Genomic DNA, 18,580 nt, shown 5'->3' with positions numbered 1-18,580 from the left:
CCGGGCTGAACGCCGACCACCACTATTCTGACGGAGCACGCACACGTCGGCGGTGGGCCGACAGGAGAGGGATGCCGTGAAGCTGCACAATCCGTTCCGGACGGCTCTACTGGCAACCCTCGGGGTCGGGCTGGGCCTGCTGCTGATCGGGAGCATCCAGAATCTGCAGACGATCCTGCTCTACGTCGGCACGGCGCTCTTCCTGTCGCTGGGCCTGGACCCGATCGTGGCGTGGCTCGAGCGCCGCAAGCTCCCTCGCTGGGCCGCGGTGCTGGTGACGATCCTCGCCGTGCTGGCGGCGTTCGCCGGCATCGTGCTGATGATCGTGCCGATCATCGTGCAGCAGATCGGGCAGCTCGTCTCGGCCATCCAGGAGCTTTACGACGACGGGACGTTCGACGACCCGGTCGGCGACATCCAGTCCTGGCTGCACTCGGTCTTCCCCGCCCTCGACATCGACCAGGCATGGACATACATCGAGGACTGGTACAACACGCTGGACGTGGGTGAGATCGGCGGCGAGATCGGCGGCAGCATCATCGCGATCATCGGCGCGATCGTCGCGGGATTCGCGGGCGCCTTCATCGTGCTGATCCTGACGATCTACTTCACCGCCTCGACGCCGAGCCTCAAGCGGGCCGTGTACCAGCTCGTGCCCGCTTCCAAGCGCGCCCGGTTCATGGACCTCGGCGAGCAGATCACCGACTCCGTCGGCTACTACGTCATCGGGCAGGTGACCCTCGGCGTCATCAACGGCGTGCTCAGCGCGATCTTCCTCTCGATCATCGACGCGCCGTTCCCCGCCGTGCTCGCCGTCATCGCGTTCTTCTTCTCGCTCATCCCCCTCGTGGGCACGCTCACCGGCTCGACGATCATCGTGCTGACCTGCCTCATCCCGGGGCTCGGCTCCCCCACCACCGCGCTCATCGCGGCGATCTACTACCTGATCTACATGCAGATCGAGGCGTACATCATCTCGCCGCGCATCATGGGGCGCGCGGTCTCGGTGCCCGGTGCGGTCGTGGTGATCGCGGCCCTCGCGGGCGGCTCGCTGCTGGGGCTGCTCGGGGCGCTGGTGGCCATCCCGGTGGCTGCGAGCATCCTGATCATCTACCGGCAGGTCGTCATCCCGCGGCAGAACGAGAGATGATCACGCCTCCGCCGGGACCGGCCCGTCCCATTCTGTCGCCAGCGGCAGCGCGTCGGGGTTGACCGCCGCGACGATCTCGGTGAGCACTCGGCGGGTCTGGTTCTCGCCCACCCACAGGTGCTTGCCACCCTCGACCGGGACGAGCACGGCTTCCGGCACGCTTGCGAAGCGCTCGACGGCGGCGTCCGGCCGCAGATAGTCGTCGAACTCCGGCACGATCACCACGAGTCGGCGCGGATCCCCCGCCCAGGCCGCGACCTCCGCGTCCGTGGCGCGGTGAAGCGGCGGCGACAGCAGCACGGCGCCCTCGATCGCGTGGTCACGCCCGTACTTCAGGGCCAGCTCGGTGCCGAACGACCAGCCGACGAGCCACGGACGCGGCAGTCCGCGCTCGCGCACGAGGTCCATCGCGGCCGCGACGTCGAACGCCTCCGCCCGACCGCCGTCGAACGTGCCCTCGCTCGTGCCCCGCGGCGAGGAGGTGCCACGGGTGTTGAACCGCAGCACCGCCAGGTCTGCCAGCGCCGGCAGGCGTCCGGCCGCCTTGCGGAAGATGTGCGAGTCCATGAAGCCGCCCGCCGTGGGAAGCGGATGCAGCGTCACCAGCGTCGCCACCGGGTCTGCCGTCTCGGGCATCGCCAATTCGCCCACGAGGGTCAGCCCGTCGAGCGTCGACAGCTCGACGTCCTCCCGGCGTGCCGGCAGCAGCATCGGTCCGCGGATCTCCATGTCAGGCCACCTTCCAGCAATGAGAATGCCAATGCCGGCGAGCGGCCAGGTCGGCGGCATCGCCGAGTACGCCGTCCGCTCGCCACGCGACGAGGTGCGCCACCCCGACCTCGATCGGGTTGCCGCAGCCCGGACAGATGTAGCTCTTCACCGCCTGCGCCGCCGACACCGGCTGCACCGTCCAGGCCACGCCCCGGCGCACCTCGGTGCGCTTCCAGCCCGCCAGCAGGCGCTCGAAGGAGTCGTCACCGCGCGGTTCCGGGCGGCGGCGGTTCGACCGCGGCATCGCTCAATACCAGCCGACCCGCTGCGAGTGGTCCCAGGCCCCGCACGGCGAGCCGTAGCGACCGCCGATGTAGCCGAGGCCCCACGAGATCTGCGTCGCCGGGTTGGTCTCCCAGTCGGCGCCCGCCGTGGCCATCTTGGTTCCCGGGAGCGCCTGCGGAATGCCGTACGCACCGCTGGAGGCGTTGTAGGCGTTCACCCGCCAGCCGGACTCCTTGTTCCACAGCGCGACGAGGCACGCGAACTGATCGTCGCCCCAACCGCGCGCCAGCACCATGTCGTAGGCGATCGCCTGCGCCGTGCCGGGGTCGGGCGTGACGAACGGAGGCCGCCAGCCCCCGCCGGTCGACGTCGCCGCCTTGGGCTCCGCCGTCGGAGTGGGCTTCGGCTTGACATAGACCGAGTAGCTGTCGCGGCCGAGATCGTCGGCCTCGACCGGGCCGGCCTCGGAGTCGCCGGTGATCGACTGCACATCGCCGAGCGAGCTGGCGTAGAGCGAAACCGCCACCGGCTCCTCGGCGCTCGCCTGCGTCATCGCGAGACCCGCCGGGCCGATGTACGCCGCGGCGAAGCCCACCGCCGCGAAGGCGGCGAAGACGCCCATCACGCTGCGACGCCGCGACCAGCGCGGTGCCTGCGGCGCCGGGCGCACCGACGCGGTGGCAGGAACTGCCGGTCGAGTCGACACTGCCTGGCGGCGCGAACGCCGTGTCGGGGTCAGTTCGGTTCCGGAAGTCACAGTGTCCCGATTCTAGCCATGCCCTCGTGCCGGTGCCATCCGGGCGCCGCCGGCGCGCGTCACTTCACGGCCAGCATGATCTCCACGACGGCATCGAGCACGGCATCCACCTGCATCTCGTGGTAGCCCCCGCGCTGCATGCGGAACGCCACCGCGCGCACCTGCTCGACGGTCAGCGCATCGCCCGTCTCGAGGTAGCGCGAGACCTTGTCGGACACCAGGTCCACCTCGTCGATCCGGTAGCCGTACCGCAGCGGCGACACCCGGTCGAAGCGCCGCTTGCGCGGCCGCGAGAGCCGGTCGAGCACCTCCTGCGCGGATTCGCGGGTATGCCCGACCCACGCGTGGACGCCTGCCTGCGCCACGGCGGACGTGCGCTCGCGCGCCGCGAAGGCGTCCTCGATGCGACCGAGCGCGGCATCGACCGAAGCGATCGAGTACCCGTGCTTGACGAGGGGGAACGCGGCCATGCGGATGTCGGCCGAGGTCATCGCCGGATCGCCGTCCTCGAACGCGGCCCTGGCGCGGGCGAGCAGGTCGTCGACGGCAGCCTTGTCGTATCCCCGCTCACGCCCGCGCGTCTCGGGGAAGGACGCGCGAGGTGCGGCTTCGGATGCCGTCATGATGCCACCAGGGGGGTGAAGAGGTAGTAGAGGGCCAGCGCGGCGACCGCCGAGGGCAGGATCGAGTCGAGCCGGTCCAGCACGCCGCCGTGACCGGGCAGCCAGGAGCTCATGTCCTTGATTCCCAGGTCGCGCTTGATCATCGATTCTCCCAGATCGCCGGCGGTGGCCGTGGCGAGGATCGCCGCCCCCAGGACCGCACCCATCCACCAGTCGAGCCCGAGCATGAACAGGCCGACGAGCACACCCGCGACGACCGCCGCGACGGCGGCGCCGGCGAAGCCCTCCCAGGTCTTCTTCGGGCTGATGCGAGGCGCCATCGGGTGGCGACCGAAGCTGATCCCCGCGACGTATGCCCCCGTGTCGACCGCGACCGCGACGATGATGAACGCGAGCACCCACCATTCGCCGCCGTCGCGACTGAGCAGCACGACGCACAGGCTGGCGAGGAACACCACGTAGAGCTGGATGAACGCGGAGATCAGCACGTCGCCGAGCACGAGCCCGTAGGTGCGGCCGTCGCCCGACGCCATCTGCGCCACCAGGCGCCACACCACGACGAGAGCCAGGGCCACGAAGAGGACGACCCACAGCATCCACGCGTCCAGGAAGTAGGCCGACACCAGCACGACCGCGCCCGCGACGAGCTGCGGCGCGACGTCGACGCGGCGCCCGGCGGCCGTGAGCGCGCGGGAGAACTCGAAGACCGCGAGGAGCACGGCGGCGAGGGCGAACACCAGGAACGCCCACTTCACGAAGATGAGGGAGCCCACCAGCACGGCACCGATCGCGAGACCGATCACGGTGGCGAGGATCAGGTCGCGTCCGGTGCGCGCCTTGATGCGCTCGTTCGCCTCATCGAACTCGGCGCGCGCCTGCGCCACCTGATTCTCGAACTCGCTGCGTGCGGCGCGCAGATGCGACTGGAACGCCGGCGAGGGGTCGACGGGCTCCGCGTCGCGACGGTGGGCGCCGCGACGCGACGGTGGGGTGTCGCTGCCCTCGCCGTCGAGCCCCGGTTCGCCGGACGCGTCGTCGGTCATCACGCGACCTCAGACCTCGAGGAGCTCTGCCTCTTTGCGCTTGAGTGCGTCGTCGATGGCATCGACGTGTGCACGCGTGAGCGCATCCAGCTCCTTCTCGGCACGCGACAGCTCGTCGTCGCCGACCTCGCCCTTGAGCGCGTCGATGTCGTCCTTCGACTTGCGACGGATGCCGCGCACGTGCACTTTCGAGTCCTCGGCCTTGGACCGCACGAGCTTGACGTACTCCTTGCGACGTTCCTCGGTGAGCTCGGGCATCGTCACGCGGACGATGCTCCCGTCGTTCGTGGGGTTCGCCCCGAGGTTCGGGAGGTCGCGGATCGCCTGCTCGATCGCCTTCAGCGCGGACTTGTCGTACGGCGTGACGATGAGGGTGCGCGCCTCGGGGTTGTTGATCGACGCGAGCTGCGCGAGCGGCGTCGGCGTGCCGTAGTAGTCGACGAGGATCTTCTGGAACAGCTGCGGGTTCGCGCGCCCGGTGCGCACGGTCGCGAAGTCCTCCTTCGCAGCCTCTACGGCGCGGTCCATGCGCGCTCCGGCATCGGCCAAGACGTCCGCGATCACAGTGTCTCCTTCGCGTAGATGGGGCGTGGCAAGTCTACTGGGGGCGATGCCCTCAGGCCGTGACGAGCGTGCCGATGGATTCGCCGAGGAGCGCCCTGGTCACATTGCCCGCCGGCTCCATGCCGAACACCCGCATGTCCATCTTGTTGTCCATGCAGAGGCTGAAGGCGGTCGAGTCGACGACCTTCAGCCCGCGCTGCAGCGCGTCGAGGTACGTGATGCGGTCGATACGGGTCGCCGAGGCATCCGTCTTCGGATCCGCGGTGTAGACGCCGTCGACGCCGTTCTTGGCGACCAGGACCTCCTGCGCGTCGATCTCGAGCGCCCGCTGGGCGGCGACGGTGTCGGTCGAGAAGTACGGCAGGCCCGCGCCCGCGCCGAAGATGACGACGCGGCCCTTCTCCATGTGGCGCTCCGCGCGGCGCGGGATGTACGGCTCGGCGACCTGGGTCATCGAGATCGCGGACTGCACGCGCGTGGCCGCGCCGGCCTGCTCGAGGAAGTCCTGCAGCGCGAGGGCGTTCATGACCGTGCCGAGCATGCCCATGTAGTCGGCGCGCCCGCGGTCCATGCCGCGCTGGCTCAATTCGGCGCCGCGGAAGAAGTTCCCGCCGCCGACCACCACCGCGATCTCGACCCGGTCTACCGCGGCCGCGATCTCGCGCGCGATCTGGCCGACCACGTCGGGGTTCACCCCGAGCTGTCCTCCGCCGAACGCCTCGCCCGACAGCTTCAGGAGGACGCGGCGGCGTCCGGTGTTCTCATTGATCACGACGATCCTCTCGTTGACGACAAACTACCGAAGGGCATGAGAAAAGGCCCGCACCATGAGCGGTGCGGGCCTTCTCGGCCTGTCAGGCGCCGACCTTGAAGCGGGCGAAGCCCGTCAGCGTCAGACCGGCGTCCGCGGCGACCTTGGCCACCGACAGCTTGTTGTCCTTCGCGTAGTCCTGGTCCAGGAGCGCGACCTGCTTGAAGAACGCGTTGACGCGGCCCTCGACGATCTTCGGGAGCGCGGCTTCCGGCTTGCCCTCGTTGCGCGAGATCTCGGTGACGATCTCGCGCTCCTTGTCGACCTCGGCCTCGGGGACCTCGTCGCGGGAGAGGTACGTCGGGTTGGCGAACGAGATGTGCTGCGCGAGGCTGCGGGCGGTCTCGGCGTCGTCACCCGTGTAGGCCAGCACCACGCCGACCTGCGGGGGCAGGTCCTTGCTGGTCTTGTGCAGGTAGATCTCGAACTTGTCGCCCGAGAGGGTGCGCACGCGACGCAGCTCGACCTTCTCGCCGATGATCGCGGCCTCGTCCGAGATGAGCTCGGCGACGGTCTGCCCGGCCTCGCCCGACGGGGCGGCCAGGGCGGCCTCCGCCGAGTCGGCGCCCGCCGCAGCGGCGGCGTCGAGCACCTTGCCGGCGAGGGCGATGAACCGCTCGTTCTTGGCGACGAAGTCGGTCTCGGTGTTCAGCTCGATGATCGTGACCGCGCCGTTGTGCTCCTTGGCGGCGACCAGGCCCTCGCTCGTGGAGCGGTCGGCGCGCTTGGCGTTGCCCTTCGCGCCCTTCAGGCGCAGGATCTCGACGGCCTTCTCGAGGTCGCCGTCGGCCTCCTCGAGCGCCTTCTTGGTGTCGACCATGCCCGTGCCGAGCTGCTCGCGCAGCGCCTTGATGTCGGCGATCGTGAAGTTTGCCATGGGTGGCGGCTCCTTGATTGTGATGAATTCCGGGATGCCTCGGCGGGGCCGCGTCGCGACCCCGCCGAGGCGTTGCTGTGGAGGAGACCCGTTACTTGTCGGCGTCCGACGCCTCGGCGGCGTCGGCGACGGCCTCGGCGTCGACGGCGGAAGCCTCGGCCTCGGCCTCGGCGACGGCCTCGGCGGTCGTGCCGGCGGCGTCGGCGACGGCCTCGTCGTGAGCGGCGGCGCCGGCGGCGTCGGCCTCGGTCACGGTCGCGGCCTCGGAGACGGCGGCGTCACCGGTGACGGCAGCGCCCTGCTCGAGCAGCTCGCGCTCCCAGTCGGCCAGGGGCTCGGCGTCGGCCGCCTCGTCGGTCGGCTGGTGACGCTGGATGAGGCCCTCGGCGGCGGCGTCGGCGATGATGCGGGTGAGCAGGCTCACCGAGCGGATCGCGTCGTCGTTGCCGGGGATCGGGTACTGGAACTCGTCGGGGTCGGCGTTGGTGTCGAGGATGCCGATCACCGGGATGCCGAGCTTCGAGGCCTCGTCGATCGCGAGGTGCTCGCGCTTGGCGTCGACCACCCAGATCGCCGACGGCGTCTTCTGGAGGTTGCGGATGCCGCCGAGCGACTTGTGGAGCTTGTCGAGCTCGCGCTTCTTCAGCAGGAGCTCCTTCTTGGTGAAGCCGCTCGCCGCCGGGTCGTCGAAGTTGAGCTCCTCGAGCTCCTTCATGCGCGCGAGGCGCTTGGACACCGTCTGGAAGTTGGTGAGGAGGCCACCGAGCCAGCGCTGGTTGACGTAGGGCTGGCCCACGCGCGTCGCCTGCTCGGCGATGACTTCCTGGGCCTGCTTCTTGGTGCCGACGAAGAGCACGGTGCCGCCGTGGGCGACCGTCTCCTTGACGAACTCGTACGCCTTGTCGATGTACGTCAGCGACTGCTGCAGGTCGATGATGTGGATGCCGCTGCGCTCGGTGAGGATGAAGCGCTTGACTTTCGGGTTCCACCGGCGGGTCTGGTGTCCGAAGTGGACGCCGCTGTCGAGCAGCTGGCGAATGGTGACGACGGCCATGGCCGTTCTCCTGTTCCGGCGCGTTCGCGCCTGTTCCGGTTGTTCGGCCGGCGGGTTGCCGGCGAGCCTGGTGCCCGGCGCACGCCCGCCCCTCGCTCGTGACGGACGAGAGGACCGATGGGAGTGGATGCCGCGCTGCAACTGCAGCGCTCTGGGCACGCGGAGTCACCCCGACGAGCGGAGTGCAGGCTCCAGTGTACCAGCCGCGCCTCCTCCCCCGCGCGATGTGGCGCCCGCTTGTCCACCGATGCGACCGTCTCGCCGCCGCGGGGACGCCGGGGCGCGGCAGGCTCGGACGATGACACATGCTCGTCCGGCACGACGAGGTCGCCGAGCCCGGGCGGTCGCCCTCGGTGCGGTGCTCGCGGCATCCGTCCTCCTCCTCGCCGGCGCGGCGCACGCGAGCGCGGCGACGGCTTCCACGGCGCCGCCGGACCTCGCCGCCGCGGGCTGGATATGGCCGGTGCGCGAGTTCCGCATCGATCGCCCGTTCGTGGCGCCCGCGCACGACTACGGGCCCGGGCACCGCGGCATCGACGTCCGTCCTCTCGCCTCGCCCGAGGTGCGCGCCCCGGCGTCGGGGGTCGTGGCCTTCGCGGGGCAGGTCGCGGGGCGCGGCATCCTGACGATCGATCACGGCGGCGGGCTCGTGACCACGCTCGAGCCGATCGCGTCGGAGCTCGTCGCCGGCACGCCCGTCGACCGCGGTGCCACGGTCGGGTCGGTTGCTCTCGGAGGGCATGCGGAGCCGGGCGTGCTGCACTTCGGGGTGCGCCTGGACGGCCGGTACATCAACCCGATGCTGCTCCTGGGCGGGGTGCCGCGGGCCGTGCTGCTGCCCTGCTGCTGACGCGCGTCACGCGCGGGGATGCGCCAGGCGGTAGGCGGCCGCCAGCCGCTCGCTCGACACGTGCGTGTAGATCTGCGTCGTGCCGAGGCTCGCGTGGCCCAGGATCTCCTGCACGGCGCGCAGGTCGGCGCCGCCGTCGAGGAGGTGCGTCGCGGCGGAGTGCCGCAGCGCGTGCGGCCCGGCCGCGCCGCCGAGCTCCGGGCCGAGTTCGCGTGCCACCAGGTCGTACACGGCGCGGGTGCCGAGGCGCGCCCCGCGCACTCCCAGGAACACCGCGCGCCCCGGACTCCGGCCCTCGCCCCGCGCGGCCAGCACAGGACGCCCGCGCACCAGGTAGGCGTCGATGGACCGCAGCGCGGGACCGCCGAAGGGCACCACGCGCTCCTTCGCACCCTTGCCGACCACCCGGGCGGTGCGCCGGTCGCGGTCCAGATCGTCGAGGTCGAGGCCGCACAGCTCCGACACGCGGACCGCGGCGCCGTACAGCAGCTCGAGGATGGCGTGGTCGCGCAGCGCCACCGGGTCACCGTCGGCGGCGGCGTGCTCGAGCCGCGCGAGCACCGCGCCCAGCGTGTCGGCGGTGGCCACCTGCGGCAGCGTGCGTCCGCGCTTGGGCGCGACCAGACGCAGGCTCGGGTCGGCCGTGACGCGTCCGCTCTCGAGCGCCCACGCGAAGAAGCCGCGCACCGCCGCCGTGCGGCGGGCGATCGTCGCCCGGCTGTCGCCGCGCTGCACGGCCTGCCACAGCCAATCGCGCAGGTGCTCGAGGTCGACGTCGGCGAGCCCGGTCCCCTCGCACGCCCGGGCGAGGCTCGCGAGGTCGGACCGGTATGCCCGCACCGTCGCCGGCGACAGGCGCCTGACCTCGGCCAGGTGCTGCGCGTACGCGCCCGCCGCGTCGTCGATCCTCACCGCTCCAGCATGCGCCGGAACGGGCGCGGCGAGCACACGACGCTCCGGGGCGGGCGGACGTCGTGCCGGCTCCTCCCCAGCCCCGGGAACCTGCGCGTCCCGATCGGAGTTTGCACGGATGCCGCCCCCGGCGCTCCGCGACGTGCCTCATCCGCCCGACGATGCCGTCATGGCAGACAAGGACGAACTGGGTCGCGCCGGCGAGGAACGGGCGGCGCGCTACCTCGAGCGCCTCGGGTTCACGGTGCTCGACCGCAACTGGCGCTGTCGCGCGGGCGAGATCGATCTGGTCGTCGCCGACGCGCGCTCGGTGGTGGTCGTCGAGGTCAAGACGCGCCGCGACGAGGGTTTCGGGCATCCGTTCGAGGCGATCGACGCGCGCAAGCGCGCGCGACTGTGGCGGTTGGCGGTGGCATGGGCCGCCGAGCACCGCGACCGCGTGCAGGGCCGGCGCCTGCGCATCGACGCGATCGGCCTGACCGGGCGAGATCCCGGCACCGCCCGGCTCGAGCACCTCGTCGACGTGGAGGTGCCGTGAGCGTCGCCCGCACGTGGTCGGTCGCGCTCGTGGGAGCCGAGGGCGAATGCGTCGAGATCGAGGCCGACCTGTCGAACCAGACGCCGGAGTTCCGCATCATCGGGCTCCCCGACAAGGCCCTCGCCGAGGCCGTGCAGCGCGTGCACAACGCGTGCGCCAACAGCTCCACGCCGCTCCCCCGCCGGCGGCTCACGGTGAACCTGTCCCCGGCAAGCCTCCCGAAGCAGGGCTCCGGCTTCGACGTCGGCATCGCGATCGCGTCGCTCGCCACCGAGGTGGGGATGGATGCCGCCTCCGTCGCGCGGACGGTCCACCTGGGTGAACTGGGGCTCGATGGCCGCCTGCGACCGGTTCCGGGGGTGCTTCCCGCCGTGGTGGCGGCGCGGCGCGCCGGTCACCGCCGCACCGTCGTCCCGCACGCGAACGGACCCGAGGCGGCACTCGTCGAGGGCGTGGAGGTGCTGGCGGCGGTGAACCTCGCCCAGGTGGTCGCCTGGCACGGCGGGGTCGTCGAAGTGCCGGACGAGGCACCCGTCGCGCTGGCGGACGAGGAGGCGGCTCCTCCCGAGGCGCTGGACCTCGTGGACGTGATCGGACAGCGGGAGGCCGTCGAGGCGCTCATCGTCGCCGCGGCAGGCGGCCACCACCTGATGATGTGCGGTCCGCCCGGAGCGGGGAAGACGATGCTGGCCCGCCGGCTGCCCGGGATCCTCCCCGCGCTGGACGACCAGGCGGCGCTGGCGAGCGCCTCGATCCGCAGCCTTGCGGGCGCGCGCGTCGTCGAGCTCTCGCGCACGCCGCCGTTCGAGGCCCCGCATCACAGCGCGAGCGTCGCGGCCCTCGTGGGCGGCGGCTCGCGCGTACTGCGCCCGGGCGCCATCGCGCGGGCGAGCGAGGGCGTTCTGTTCCTCGACGAGGCCGGCGAGTTCCCGGCGAGCGCGCTGGACGCACTGCGACAGCCGCTCGAGACGGGATCCATCACGATCCACCGGGCGGGCGCCAGAGCCGAGTATCCGGCCCGCTTCCAGCTCGTGCTCGCGACCAACCCGTGTCCGTGCGGCGACTACGGCATCCGCGGCGGAACGTGCACGTGCCCGCCGGCGGCGATCCGCCGATACCTGGGTCGGCTGTCGGGACCGCTGCTGGATCGCATGGACATCGAGCTCACCCTGTCGCGCGTCTCGGTGGCGCAGCGCGACTCCGGTCCCGCCACCACCACCGCTGCGGCTCGCCACCGCGTGGCCGAAGCCCGCGCTCGCGCGTCCAGGCGGCTCCACGACACGCCGTGGGCCCGGAACGCCGAGGTGCCGGGCACCTGGCTGCGCGAGGGACCGGCGGCACCGTCGCCGGTGGTGCGGCGACCGCTCGATGCCGCGCTCCACCGTGGCGCGCTGACGCTGCGCGGCTACGACCGGGTGCTTCGCGTCAAGAAGAGGGGGCTAGAACGTATCTCATAGCCGCACGTAGTCGCACGATGGGCAGTACCAGCGCGCGTGCGGGCCGCGGCCTTCCACCTCGAGCGAAACGAGGCAGCGCGGGCATTTCGGCGTCGCGTCGTCGAGCACATCGTCTTCCACGCTTCGAGCGTGCCACAACGTGAGACGCCGCCCCGCGGATTGTCCACAGGGCGGCGTCTCGCTGCGCTCATCTCAGGAAGAGCACCGATCCGGCGACCGCGGCCCGTGGAAGCGTGTACGTACCGGGGAAGCTCACGCGCGCGGCGACGCTGATCGACGAGCCCGCGGTGAGCCCGTCGAGCACGACAGCACCGGGGGCGGACGCGCCGCCGTACTTCTGCCCGTCGATGCTTGCCCATTGGTTATAGAAGCTCGCCCCGCCCGAGGGCGTCACGATCGCCGCGACGTTCATCAACGCCCAGCCGCCGGCGGCATCATTGGACCGCAGCGTCGCTGACGCTGTGACGTCGACGATCGCGCGTGTGTACCCCTCTGGCACCACGACGGAAACGGTCGCGAAGTCGCCCGCGACTGACGTGATTGCGGGTGCCGTGTCGAGCCGGTAGATCGAGACGGGGCTCACCGCGTTGGCGACGAGCGCTTGCAGTTTCGCGACCGTCGACGCCAGGCTCTCGCCTGAAGGCGCCTCGAGAATGCGGAGTCGACGGAAGATGTCGTCGAGATCGTCGATCAGTTCGCCGATCTCGCTCGGGATGGCGCCGACTCGTGAGCTACGCATCGCGCACCTCGCGCCATCCGCTCGTGCGTCGCGCCAGGGACGCGGCCTGTCGCTCCGACGCGCTCATTTCGGCCTCGTCACGCTCCTCGTCTGCCGCAGCGCGCGCTCGGCGTCGCTTGTCCGCTCGGATGATTGATCCGGCCTGTCGGCTCGAGTGCGCCGACGCGTCCGACCGCATCGACCGCCGTTCGAGCTCCGCCTCGATCTCGGCCGCGCGGTCTTCATCTCGTGTACTCATGGTTGGCTATTTCCCTTCTTCGGTGGTTGTCGCGGGGGTCGGTCGCTTCTTGCCGTGGGCGACGAGCCACACGGCGGCGGCGGCGCGGTCGGCGCCGAGCATGTAGCCGTGCTCGTACAGGTCGCATCCGTCGACGTCACAGTCGGGATAGACGGCGTCATGGCTCGCGGCGCCCTCTCTGCAGCGACCACACACCATCGGCCCGGTCTTCGCCGCGCGCTCCTCGCTGCTCGCGCGCTTGAGGGCTGAGATGGCCGTCAAGACGACATGAGTTCGACGGGCGGCGATCTCCTTCTCGCACACGACGCAGAGGAAGGGCGCGTGCGCGTACGGGTTCGTCTTCATCGGGTCGCCTCCTTGCGCTGCCTCTCGGCGCGGTATGCGGCCATGAGCTCGTCGACTTCGCGCTCTTCGTCCGGCGTCCAGGCGCGCTCGAGCTCGATCAGCTCGACGATGCGGGCGCGAAGGGCGCCCATGTCGCTCAGGAGCTCGATGCGTCGCCAGGCGGCGACCCGTTCGCGGACGGCCGACCGCGCCGGCCACAGCGCGTCGAGGTGCTCCGCGCAAGCCCGCCACCATTCGACGTCGCTCCCGAAGTCATCGCGGCGAGGGTGGTTCTCGCTCATGGCTTCATCCCTTCTTCGATTCGGCGGTCAAGTTCGCCGAGCTTGTGGTCGATCTCCGCGCAGCGACGGTCGATCTCGTCGCAACGTCGGACGGCTTCGGCATACTGGCTGGTGGTCACTTCGGTGCCTTTCCGCCGCCGGCTCTTCTGGTTCGCCCCTCGGAGCCGGCGGCATTCTTCGTCTATCTCTCGTCGTCGTCGTAGATGGGTGCGCGCATCGTGCCGTCGGGCATTCGCACGGCGACAACGCCGTACCGCGGCCCGCTGCGCCTCTTACGTCGCCTCGGCGGCTCGTCGGGCGCCGCCGGCGCTTCCGGGGCGGGAACGGGCGCCGTGGCGCGGCGCGTCGCACGTTCTGCGGCGGCCCCTGCGGCCCGCTGCGCCTCGGCTTCCGCTCGCTTCGCGCTCTCGCGCTTCCACGTCTTGGCCCGCTTCGCGTTGTCCTTCTCGCAGACGGTGACGACCGCGTAGAGGCCCGGGAGCTCAGACTGCTTCGGCATCTGCGCGTTTGGGTTGTAGCCTCTGCGCTCCTCCGCGAGGTAGGCGTCTGCCCACGCCTTCCGCTCGAGCACCGGCATCACGCGCCACGCCGCCTCGGCCTTCGCCAGGCGTCGCAGGAACTTCTCGCGGTGACGCTCGCTCTCCGCGACTTGCTCCGGTGTCTTCGGCGGCATCCGCCGCCGCATCTCGTCGAGTTCTTCGCGCACCGGGTCGTAGACCGGGCCGTCGTCGATCTGTCGCCTGACCCTAGGCATCGTCGCCACCTTTGAAGTTCAGCCCTAGAAGCCGCGCCCGCTGCGCCTCGACGCTCGCGAGGAAGCGATACAAGCCGGTCCGCTCGCCCTGCGACTCGGTCATCGCCAGGTCGACGTGCGCCTTCCGCACGAGCGCGTCGAGCCGGTCTTCGACCTCGACGCGGAGTTGGTCGGCTTCGGCCTCGCCGAGCCGCGCGTACGCGACGCGCGCAAGCTCCTCGGCCTCGATCTGCGAGACGCCGAGCCGATGCGCGATGTCGCCCCACGACAGCCCCTCGCGACGCATCACGACGGCGCGCAGCGCCCGCTCGACCGCGCGGTCGGCCTCGACCTCGGCGGCGACGGTCGCCCGTTCGAGCTCGGCGGCCTTCTTCTTACCGCCCATCGTCGCCGCCGTCCGTGTCATCGTCGTCGTCGTCGAGGTCCGGTGACGCTTCGACCTCGGCATCGAACTTCTCCCGCTTCGCCGCTTCGGCTTCGGCGGCCTTGAGGTCGCCCAGGATCCGTGTCGCGTATGCGATGGCTTTTGAGAGGTTGGTGCGGGCGATTGCGACATAGACGCCCGGCACGCCACCCTCGCCGAAGTCATCGGCCATCTCGCGACGCGCCTTCTGCGGCTTCGGCGTGAACTCGCCGCCTGCCTTCGTCTCGGCGAGAGCGGCGAGGATCGCGAGGGAGTTCGTCACCTGAGTCTCTGCGCGCTTCGCCGTCTGCGACGCGCTGGCGAGTGCAAGGATGCTCGCGTCTGCGGCGCCCTTCGCCTCGGCGGCGAGTGCCGGCACGTGGTGCTCCACGGCCGCGAGATACGACAGGCGGCGGCTGCGGAGCTTGCCGTTCGCGGCCTCCCACTCGAGGTCGAGCTCTTCGAGATGCTCCTCGGCCTCCCTCACCTTCTTGCGCAGCTTCTTCGTGTCGACCGTCTTCCCGGCGCGGCCCGCTTCCTTTGCAGCGACCTTCGCTTCGTGCGCGAGACGCCGCGGGTCGTCCTGCGCGGCGGTGCGCTCGCGGTTGATCGCCTTGAACTCGGCGTGCGCTTCGATAAGTTCCTGGCCTGCCGCGGCGATCGCCTTGACCTCGGTCGTCTCCGGGTCGATGACGTGCACGCGGTTGTGTCCGTTGCCGTCGGACCATGTCAGTTCGTTCGTAATCACTTCTTCGTCTCCTTCGTGTTGGTGATGGTGGTGGGGGTGGGTGCCGCGATCGACGAGACATCGATCCCGTCGGCGAGCGTGTAGCGCCATGTCGTCGTCTCTTTGAGCGCGAGGCCGACCGTGGCGACCTCTTCGTCGACCGTCAGGAGGCCGAGAAGGTGGAGCGCCTGCAGTTGCCGATCGACAGTGCTGCGCGGCTTCTGCACGCGCTTGACGACATCGCGGAGCGGTGTCCACGGATTCATGGCAACGTCTTCGAGAATTTCGAGACGCAGCGGCGGCATGGAGTCGCGTGCGACGCGGATCGCCAGGGCGAGCGCCGCTTCGCGGGAGAGTCCGATAGCGACACCGCCGCGGAAGACCTGCGCGAGTTGCTTCGCGAAGCGAGTCGGCATCTCGGGCGCGTGGGAGTCGACGACGTTCCCGCGATAGTCGACGTCGACGGCCGTTCGCGCGAGCGTCACGAGATCAGCCGCCGCAAGGATGCGCGCCGTCTCCTCGCCGTTCGGACCGTCGGCGGCCAGGTTCGCGCCGGCGAGGACGCCCGCCGCGGCGGCGGCGAGCTCGGTCCGCATCGCCTCTTCGCTGCCGGTGTTTCCGATCGCCTTCCAGCCCGCGGCGATGCGCCCTGTCGTCGAGTCCATGCGGACGACGACGAATCGATCACCGAAGGCCGAGATCGTGTCGGCGTGCGCTCGGTCCCACGCGGTCGTTACGGCGCCGATGATGACGAGGCGCCCGGCCCATTCGATCGAGCGACCTCCATCGGTGCCGACGCTGCGCGTCCACGAGCCGTCATGCACCTCACGCAGCGCCGCGAGAACCTCGGTTCGAGCTTCGCGACTCATCGAGAGGACCGACGTCACGTCCTTGAGCACCATGACGCCGCGGGTGCCGATCTCGTGGAGAAGGCCGCCGGTCGCGTTGGCCGAGCGCTCGCCCTTCGACGTGCCGGACAGGAGAGCGCCGGCCGATGCGATCTGCGACACGACGCGAGCGCCGGCACCGGCGAGCGACTGCACGGTCTCCGTCTTCGCGTTGCCACTGCCCGAGATGAGCAGGAGCCACGCCGGATCGCCGTCCATCCGCTCGATGACGGCGGCGGCGAGAACGGCGTTCAGCGCGCCGAGGTCGTAGTCGACGCCGAGCCACCCACGGAACGCCTCGTGACAGGCGGTCAGGCTAATCGGCGTGATAGACGCCTTGCGCCGGTCCGCGCGCTCGCGGATACGGCGGCGGGCGGCTTTCGAGAGCTTGAACGTCACCGGGGGAAGGCCGAGGCGCCGGATCGAGCCGGCGAGCGCGAGATCCCAGTCGCGAGGACGGTCGGGGTGGTCGCCGACGTAGCGCTCGCGCGTCTCGTCGAGAAGGCGGCCGATACCGCGTTCGCCGCGGATGCCGTAGCCGACGAGCTTCGTAACCGTCTCGAGCATCGGCTCGTGTGCGGCGCCGGCGGGGAACTTCACGGAGCGGATCTCGCGCCGGATGCTCTTCCGCGGCTTGCCGTCGCTGAGTCGAGACCGGAAGGTCCCCTCATCGGCGCCGGGTGCTCGGTCGCTGCGTGGCGACCGGGCCGTCTCGCTCGACACGAGCCAGTCGGGAGCGGGTGCGAGCTCGTCGAGGGATACGGGCGGGTGGTCGTAGAGAACGGCGTACGACTCGCCGGTGCGGCGGTCGATGCCGCTGCCCTTGTCGAAGAGGTCTGCTACGCCGTTCGGCATGTCAACGCCCGCGGGCGCGGCGTAGAACGCGTGCGTGCCGTTGTTCTGCGTGCGCTGTTGCCAAGTCGTCGGCAGCGAGTACCCGAGCCGGTCGAGCGCCGCGAGGCCGTCCTTGTCGCCCTTCACGTCGAAGTCTGCGATCGCGAGGCCCGACGGTCCGGCGACCACCGCGGCGAGCGCGGCGGGATGCTTCTTCCACCACGCGCGGATCTGTGCGGGATCGGTCGTCGCATCCTTGAGGCCGTGCTTCGTGAGCGGACGCTTATCGGCGCTGCACGGGATGACATGCCAGCCGAGATCCGCGGCGGCGAGTGCGTGATCGAGGGCGCTCATGCGCTGCCGCCGCTCGTGCGACGCATAGCGTCGGCGATCGTCTCGGCCAGCGCGGCGCGGTAAAGGATGATCGCTTGGCGCCGGCGCGCTTCTCGGTGCGGCCACTCGCGATCGGGGAAGCGACGATCGGTCTCTTCCAACCACGGCTCGAGCTCCTCAGCGGAGGGCTCGGGTAGGTGCTTCTTCGTCGGCGGGAGCCCTGCGGCGGCACGGCGCTCATTCTCGCGGCGCCAGCGCTCCTCGGCAGCGGCACGGCCGCGCGCGCTGCGCGCCTCTGGCGACATGCCCGCGGCGGCGCGAAGACCGCCGAGAGAGGACGCGGAGCGGTTCGGCTGGCGGTCGCTCACGACGCACCGCCGAAGATCGCGGCGAGCTCGGCGACGAGCGCCGGGCGCAGCGGGGGAGCGGAATCGACGACGCGCGAGATGACTACGCGCTCATCGACGGAGAGAGGCGGAACGGGTGCGGCAGAAGCCGGGGTATCGAGCATGACGGCAAGTCCTCAAGTAGAGGTCTTGGTCGATTTGGCTCGATACCACGGCTTCTTCGAGAGGCCGCCGCGCTTCTAACGCTCTGCCGGCACCTTCGCCCGACGGTTCCTTACGGCCTGTCGGATCAGGGGAGGGTTGCCATCCCGGTACTCCTTGAGAGGCAATCTAGCACGCGGCTTAGCATTTAGCAAGCACTAAACCGGTGCTGATCTGCGCTTTTCACCTAGTGGTCGAGAGAGGCTAACCAGATTTGTCAGAAGGGGTGCAAGGTCCGCTCGACGCTTCTTCGTGGGGGTAGGGGGGTACTGACATTTCTGGTGAAGATCGGGGACGCTATTTCGACTCGCGAGGCTCGCTAAGGGCGTTACGGCGTTCACTTCTTCGTGGGGGTAGGGGGTACTGACATTTCTGGTGAAGATCTAGAGCCTTAGATCGCCGAGCGGCTCGACTTAGCAATGACGGCGCAGCGCGCCGGGGCGAGAGGGGAAAGAGAGAGCCGCCCGCCGATACGACTGTCGCAGCCACCGCCGCCGGCCACGATCAGCGCAGCGCGCCGCGTCTTATCAGCGGAGTTACGCCCCGCTAATGCACGCGAGCCGCTGCGCTCGACACGAGGCATAGCTCACGGGATGAGGAGAAGGCTCGCGATCGCCGCGAGCGCGACGCCGAGCCCAATGAGGACGAGCTCTCCCGCTCTCCACCACGCGTCGCCGCGCAGTCGGCGACGCACCTCATCGGCGTCGTTGTTGCGGTCGAACCAGTCGAAAGTACCGGCGTCGCCCTTTTCGCGGTTGTACCGCATGAAGGCGCGGATCACGGCGACGAATGGGCCAGCGACGGCGAAGAGCGCCCCGAGCACGAACAGAAGTCGCGCCAGATCGTTAGTCGTCACGCG

The 18,580-nt window shown here is 70.5% G+C and carries 25 protein-coding genes; 4 read left to right on the top strand and 21 right to left on the bottom strand.

The window, feature by feature from the left end; translation table 11 throughout:
* The first annotated feature begins 76 nt into the window (after positions 1-76).
* Entirely contained in the window at positions 77-1,150 is a 1,074-nt protein-coding gene (locus IM778_RS07705; protein WP_194411432.1) for an AI-2E family transporter, read from the top strand.
* Here IM778_RS07705 and IM778_RS07700 read toward each other — a convergent pair whose 3' ends face one another.
* From IM778_RS07700 to rpsB, 9 genes are all read right to left on the bottom strand, one after another.
* Positions 1,151-1,879: an alpha/beta hydrolase gene (locus tag IM778_RS07700; RefSeq protein ID WP_194411431.1), complete on the bottom strand. Its 729-nt coding sequence runs from the start codon at positions 1,877-1,879 to the stop codon at positions 1,151-1,153.
* A gap of 1 nt (position 1,880) precedes the next feature.
* Positions 1,881-2,165 carry a hypothetical protein gene (locus IM778_RS07695; RefSeq protein ID WP_194411430.1) on the bottom strand — a complete coding sequence of 95 codons (285 nt, stop codon included), beginning with the start codon at positions 2,163-2,165 and terminating at the stop codon, positions 1,881-1,883.
* A gap of 3 nt (positions 2,166-2,168) precedes the next feature.
* Complete coding sequence (locus IM778_RS07690) at positions 2,169-2,768, bottom strand: aggregation-promoting factor C-terminal-like domain-containing protein (protein ID WP_194411774.1); 600 nt, start codon at positions 2,766-2,768, stop codon at positions 2,169-2,171.
* Positions 2,769-2,962: 194 nt separating this feature from the next.
* Positions 2,963-3,526 (bottom strand): DivIVA domain-containing protein, encoded by a 564-nt coding sequence (locus IM778_RS07685; RefSeq protein ID WP_194411429.1) that lies wholly within the window; start codon positions 3,524-3,526, stop codon positions 2,963-2,965.
* Complete coding sequence (locus tag IM778_RS07680) at positions 3,523-4,569, bottom strand: phosphatidate cytidylyltransferase (RefSeq protein ID WP_194411428.1); 1,047 nt, start codon at positions 4,567-4,569, stop codon at positions 3,523-3,525. The genes IM778_RS07685 and IM778_RS07680 overlap by 4 nt, the downstream gene beginning before the upstream one ends.
* Before the next feature lie 9 nt (positions 4,570-4,578).
* Complete coding sequence (gene frr, locus IM778_RS07675; RefSeq protein ID WP_194411427.1) at positions 4,579-5,133, bottom strand: ribosome recycling factor; 555 nt, start codon at positions 5,131-5,133, stop codon at positions 4,579-4,581.
* Positions 5,134-5,185: 52 nt separating this feature from the next.
* Positions 5,186-5,905: a UMP kinase gene (pyrH, locus tag IM778_RS07670; RefSeq protein WP_194411426.1), complete on the bottom strand. Its 720-nt coding sequence runs from the start codon at positions 5,903-5,905 to the stop codon at positions 5,186-5,188.
* 82 nt (positions 5,906-5,987) lie between these two features.
* Positions 5,988-6,821: a translation elongation factor Ts gene (tsf, locus tag IM778_RS07665; protein WP_194411425.1), complete on the bottom strand. Its 834-nt coding sequence runs from the start codon at positions 6,819-6,821 to the stop codon at positions 5,988-5,990.
* Between the two features lie 91 nt (positions 6,822-6,912).
* Complete coding sequence (gene rpsB, locus IM778_RS07660; RefSeq protein WP_194411424.1) at positions 6,913-7,875, bottom strand: 30S ribosomal protein S2; 963 nt, start codon at positions 7,873-7,875, stop codon at positions 6,913-6,915.
* A gap of 298 nt (positions 7,876-8,173) precedes the next feature.
* Between rpsB and IM778_RS07655 the strand changes: the two genes are divergently transcribed.
* Positions 8,174-8,725, top strand: coding sequence for a murein hydrolase activator EnvC family protein (locus tag IM778_RS07655; protein ID WP_194411423.1), 552 nt, complete (start codon positions 8,174-8,176; stop codon positions 8,723-8,725).
* A 6-nt stretch (positions 8,726-8,731) separates the two neighbouring features.
* On the opposite strand, the gene IM778_RS07650 is transcribed toward IM778_RS07655, so the two are convergent.
* Entirely contained in the window at positions 8,732-9,637 is a 906-nt protein-coding gene (locus IM778_RS07650) for a tyrosine recombinase XerC (protein ID WP_194411422.1), read from the bottom strand.
* Between the two features lie 169 nt (positions 9,638-9,806).
* Between IM778_RS07650 and IM778_RS07645 the strand changes: the two genes are divergently transcribed.
* The gene (locus IM778_RS07645; RefSeq protein ID WP_194411421.1) at positions 9,807-10,175 is read left to right on the top strand and encodes a YraN family protein; all 369 of its coding nucleotides are present in this window, start codon (positions 9,807-9,809) and stop codon (positions 10,173-10,175) included.
* Complete coding sequence (locus tag IM778_RS07640) at positions 10,172-11,632, top strand: YifB family Mg chelatase-like AAA ATPase (protein WP_194411420.1); 1,461 nt, start codon at positions 10,172-10,174, stop codon at positions 11,630-11,632. The genes IM778_RS07645 and IM778_RS07640 overlap by 4 nt, the downstream gene beginning before the upstream one ends.
* A 187-nt stretch (positions 11,633-11,819) precedes the next feature.
* On the opposite strand, the gene IM778_RS07635 is transcribed toward IM778_RS07640, so the two are convergent.
* The 11 genes from IM778_RS07635 to IM778_RS07590 all read right to left on the bottom strand — a co-directional run bounded on the left by IM778_RS07635 (position 11,820) and on the right by IM778_RS07590 (position 18,577).
* Positions 11,820-12,371 (bottom strand): hypothetical protein, encoded by a 552-nt coding sequence (locus IM778_RS07635; protein ID WP_194411419.1) that lies wholly within the window; start codon positions 12,369-12,371, stop codon positions 11,820-11,822.
* Positions 12,372-12,615: 244 nt separating this feature from the next.
* Entirely contained in the window at positions 12,616-12,954 is a 339-nt protein-coding gene (locus IM778_RS07630) for a hypothetical protein (protein WP_194411418.1), read from the bottom strand.
* On the bottom strand, positions 12,951-13,235 hold the full coding sequence (locus IM778_RS07625) for a hypothetical protein (RefSeq protein ID WP_194411417.1): 285 nt from the start codon (positions 13,233-13,235) through the stop codon (positions 12,951-12,953). Before IM778_RS07625 ends, IM778_RS07630 begins: the two co-directional genes overlap by 4 nt.
* On the bottom strand, positions 13,232-13,354 hold the full coding sequence (locus tag IM778_RS17880) for a hypothetical protein (protein ID WP_273541858.1): 123 nt from the start codon (positions 13,352-13,354) through the stop codon (positions 13,232-13,234). The genes IM778_RS07625 and IM778_RS17880 overlap by 4 nt, the downstream gene beginning before the upstream one ends.
* Positions 13,355-13,416: 62 nt before the next feature.
* Positions 13,417-13,989, bottom strand: coding sequence for a hypothetical protein (locus IM778_RS07620; protein ID WP_194411416.1), 573 nt, complete (start codon positions 13,987-13,989; stop codon positions 13,417-13,419).
* Positions 13,982-14,374 (bottom strand): hypothetical protein, encoded by a 393-nt coding sequence (locus IM778_RS07615; RefSeq protein WP_194411415.1) that lies wholly within the window; start codon positions 14,372-14,374, stop codon positions 13,982-13,984. The genes IM778_RS07620 and IM778_RS07615 overlap by 8 nt, the downstream gene beginning before the upstream one ends.
* Positions 14,364-15,140 carry a hypothetical protein gene (locus IM778_RS07610; RefSeq protein ID WP_194411414.1) on the bottom strand — a complete coding sequence of 259 codons (777 nt, stop codon included), beginning with the start codon at positions 15,138-15,140 and terminating at the stop codon, positions 14,364-14,366. The genes IM778_RS07615 and IM778_RS07610 overlap by 11 nt, the downstream gene beginning before the upstream one ends.
* Positions 15,137-17,194, bottom strand: a complete 2,058-nt coding sequence (locus IM778_RS07605; protein ID WP_194411413.1) for a bifunctional DNA primase/polymerase — start codon at positions 17,192-17,194, stop codon at positions 15,137-15,139. The genes IM778_RS07610 and IM778_RS07605 overlap by 4 nt, the downstream gene beginning before the upstream one ends.
* Positions 17,191-17,541, bottom strand: coding sequence for a hypothetical protein (locus IM778_RS07600; protein WP_194411412.1), 351 nt, complete (start codon positions 17,539-17,541; stop codon positions 17,191-17,193). The genes IM778_RS07605 and IM778_RS07600 overlap by 4 nt, the downstream gene beginning before the upstream one ends.
* Positions 17,538-17,684 carry a hypothetical protein gene (locus IM778_RS07595; RefSeq protein ID WP_194411411.1) on the bottom strand — a complete coding sequence of 49 codons (147 nt, stop codon included), beginning with the start codon at positions 17,682-17,684 and terminating at the stop codon, positions 17,538-17,540. Before IM778_RS07595 ends, IM778_RS07600 begins: the two co-directional genes overlap by 4 nt.
* A 623-nt stretch (positions 17,685-18,307) precedes the next feature.
* Positions 18,308-18,577 carry a hypothetical protein gene (locus IM778_RS07590; RefSeq protein ID WP_194411410.1) on the bottom strand — a complete coding sequence of 90 codons (270 nt, stop codon included), beginning with the start codon at positions 18,575-18,577 and terminating at the stop codon, positions 18,308-18,310.
* Positions 18,578-18,580: the final 3 nt, after the last annotated feature.

The sequence above is a fragment of the Microbacterium cremeum genome, assembly GCF_015277855.1.
Taxonomy (GTDB): Bacteria; Actinomycetota; Actinomycetes; order Actinomycetales; family Microbacteriaceae; genus Microbacterium; species Microbacterium cremeum.
The sequence above is the reverse complement of the archived record's forward strand: the minus strand, read 5'-3'. Positions and strand labels throughout refer to the sequence as shown.

Excerpts from the sequence above, each read along its gene's own strand:
- IM778_RS07700 (WP_194411431.1), bottom strand. The coding sequence starts at position 1,879 with ATGGAGATCCGCGGACCGATGCTGCTGCCGGCACGCCGGGAGGACGTC.
- IM778_RS07695 (WP_194411430.1), bottom strand. The coding sequence starts at position 2,165 with ATGCCGCGGTCGAACCGCCGCCGCCCGGAACCGCGCGGTGACGACTCC.
- IM778_RS07690 (WP_194411774.1), bottom strand. The coding sequence starts at position 2,768 with ATGGGCGTCTTCGCCGCCTTCGCGGCGGTGGGCTTCGCCGCGGCGTAC.
- IM778_RS07685 (WP_194411429.1), bottom strand. The coding sequence starts at position 3,526 with ATGACGGCATCCGAAGCCGCACCTCGCGCGTCCTTCCCCGAGACGCGC.
- IM778_RS07680 (WP_194411428.1), bottom strand. The coding sequence starts at position 4,569 with ATGACCGACGACGCGTCCGGCGAACCGGGGCTCGACGGCGAGGGCAGC.
- tsf (WP_194411425.1), bottom strand. The coding sequence starts at position 6,821 with ATGGCAAACTTCACGATCGCCGACATCAAGGCGCTGCGCGAGCAGCTC.
- rpsB (WP_194411424.1), bottom strand. The coding sequence starts at position 7,875 with ATGGCCGTCGTCACCATTCGCCAGCTGCTCGACAGCGGCGTCCACTTC.
- IM778_RS07655 (WP_194411423.1), top strand. The coding sequence starts at position 8,174 with ATGACACATGCTCGTCCGGCACGACGAGGTCGCCGAGCCCGGGCGGTC.
- IM778_RS07645 (WP_194411421.1), top strand. The coding sequence starts at position 9,807 with ATGGCAGACAAGGACGAACTGGGTCGCGCCGGCGAGGAACGGGCGGCG.
- IM778_RS07635 (WP_194411419.1), bottom strand. The coding sequence starts at position 12,371 with ATGCGTAGCTCACGAGTCGGCGCCATCCCGAGCGAGATCGGCGAACTG.
- IM778_RS07630 (WP_194411418.1), bottom strand. The coding sequence starts at position 12,954 with ATGAAGACGAACCCGTACGCGCACGCGCCCTTCCTCTGCGTCGTGTGC.
- IM778_RS07625 (WP_194411417.1), bottom strand. The coding sequence starts at position 13,235 with ATGAGCGAGAACCACCCTCGCCGCGATGACTTCGGGAGCGACGTCGAA.
- IM778_RS07620 (WP_194411416.1), bottom strand. The coding sequence starts at position 13,989 with ATGCCTAGGGTCAGGCGACAGATCGACGACGGCCCGGTCTACGACCCG.
- IM778_RS07615 (WP_194411415.1), bottom strand. The coding sequence starts at position 14,374 with ATGGGCGGTAAGAAGAAGGCCGCCGAGCTCGAACGGGCGACCGTCGCC.
- IM778_RS07605 (WP_194411413.1), bottom strand. The coding sequence starts at position 17,194 with ATGAGCGCCCTCGATCACGCACTCGCCGCCGCGGATCTCGGCTGGCAT.
- IM778_RS07595 (WP_194411411.1), bottom strand. The coding sequence starts at position 17,684 with ATGCTCGATACCCCGGCTTCTGCCGCACCCGTTCCGCCTCTCTCCGTC.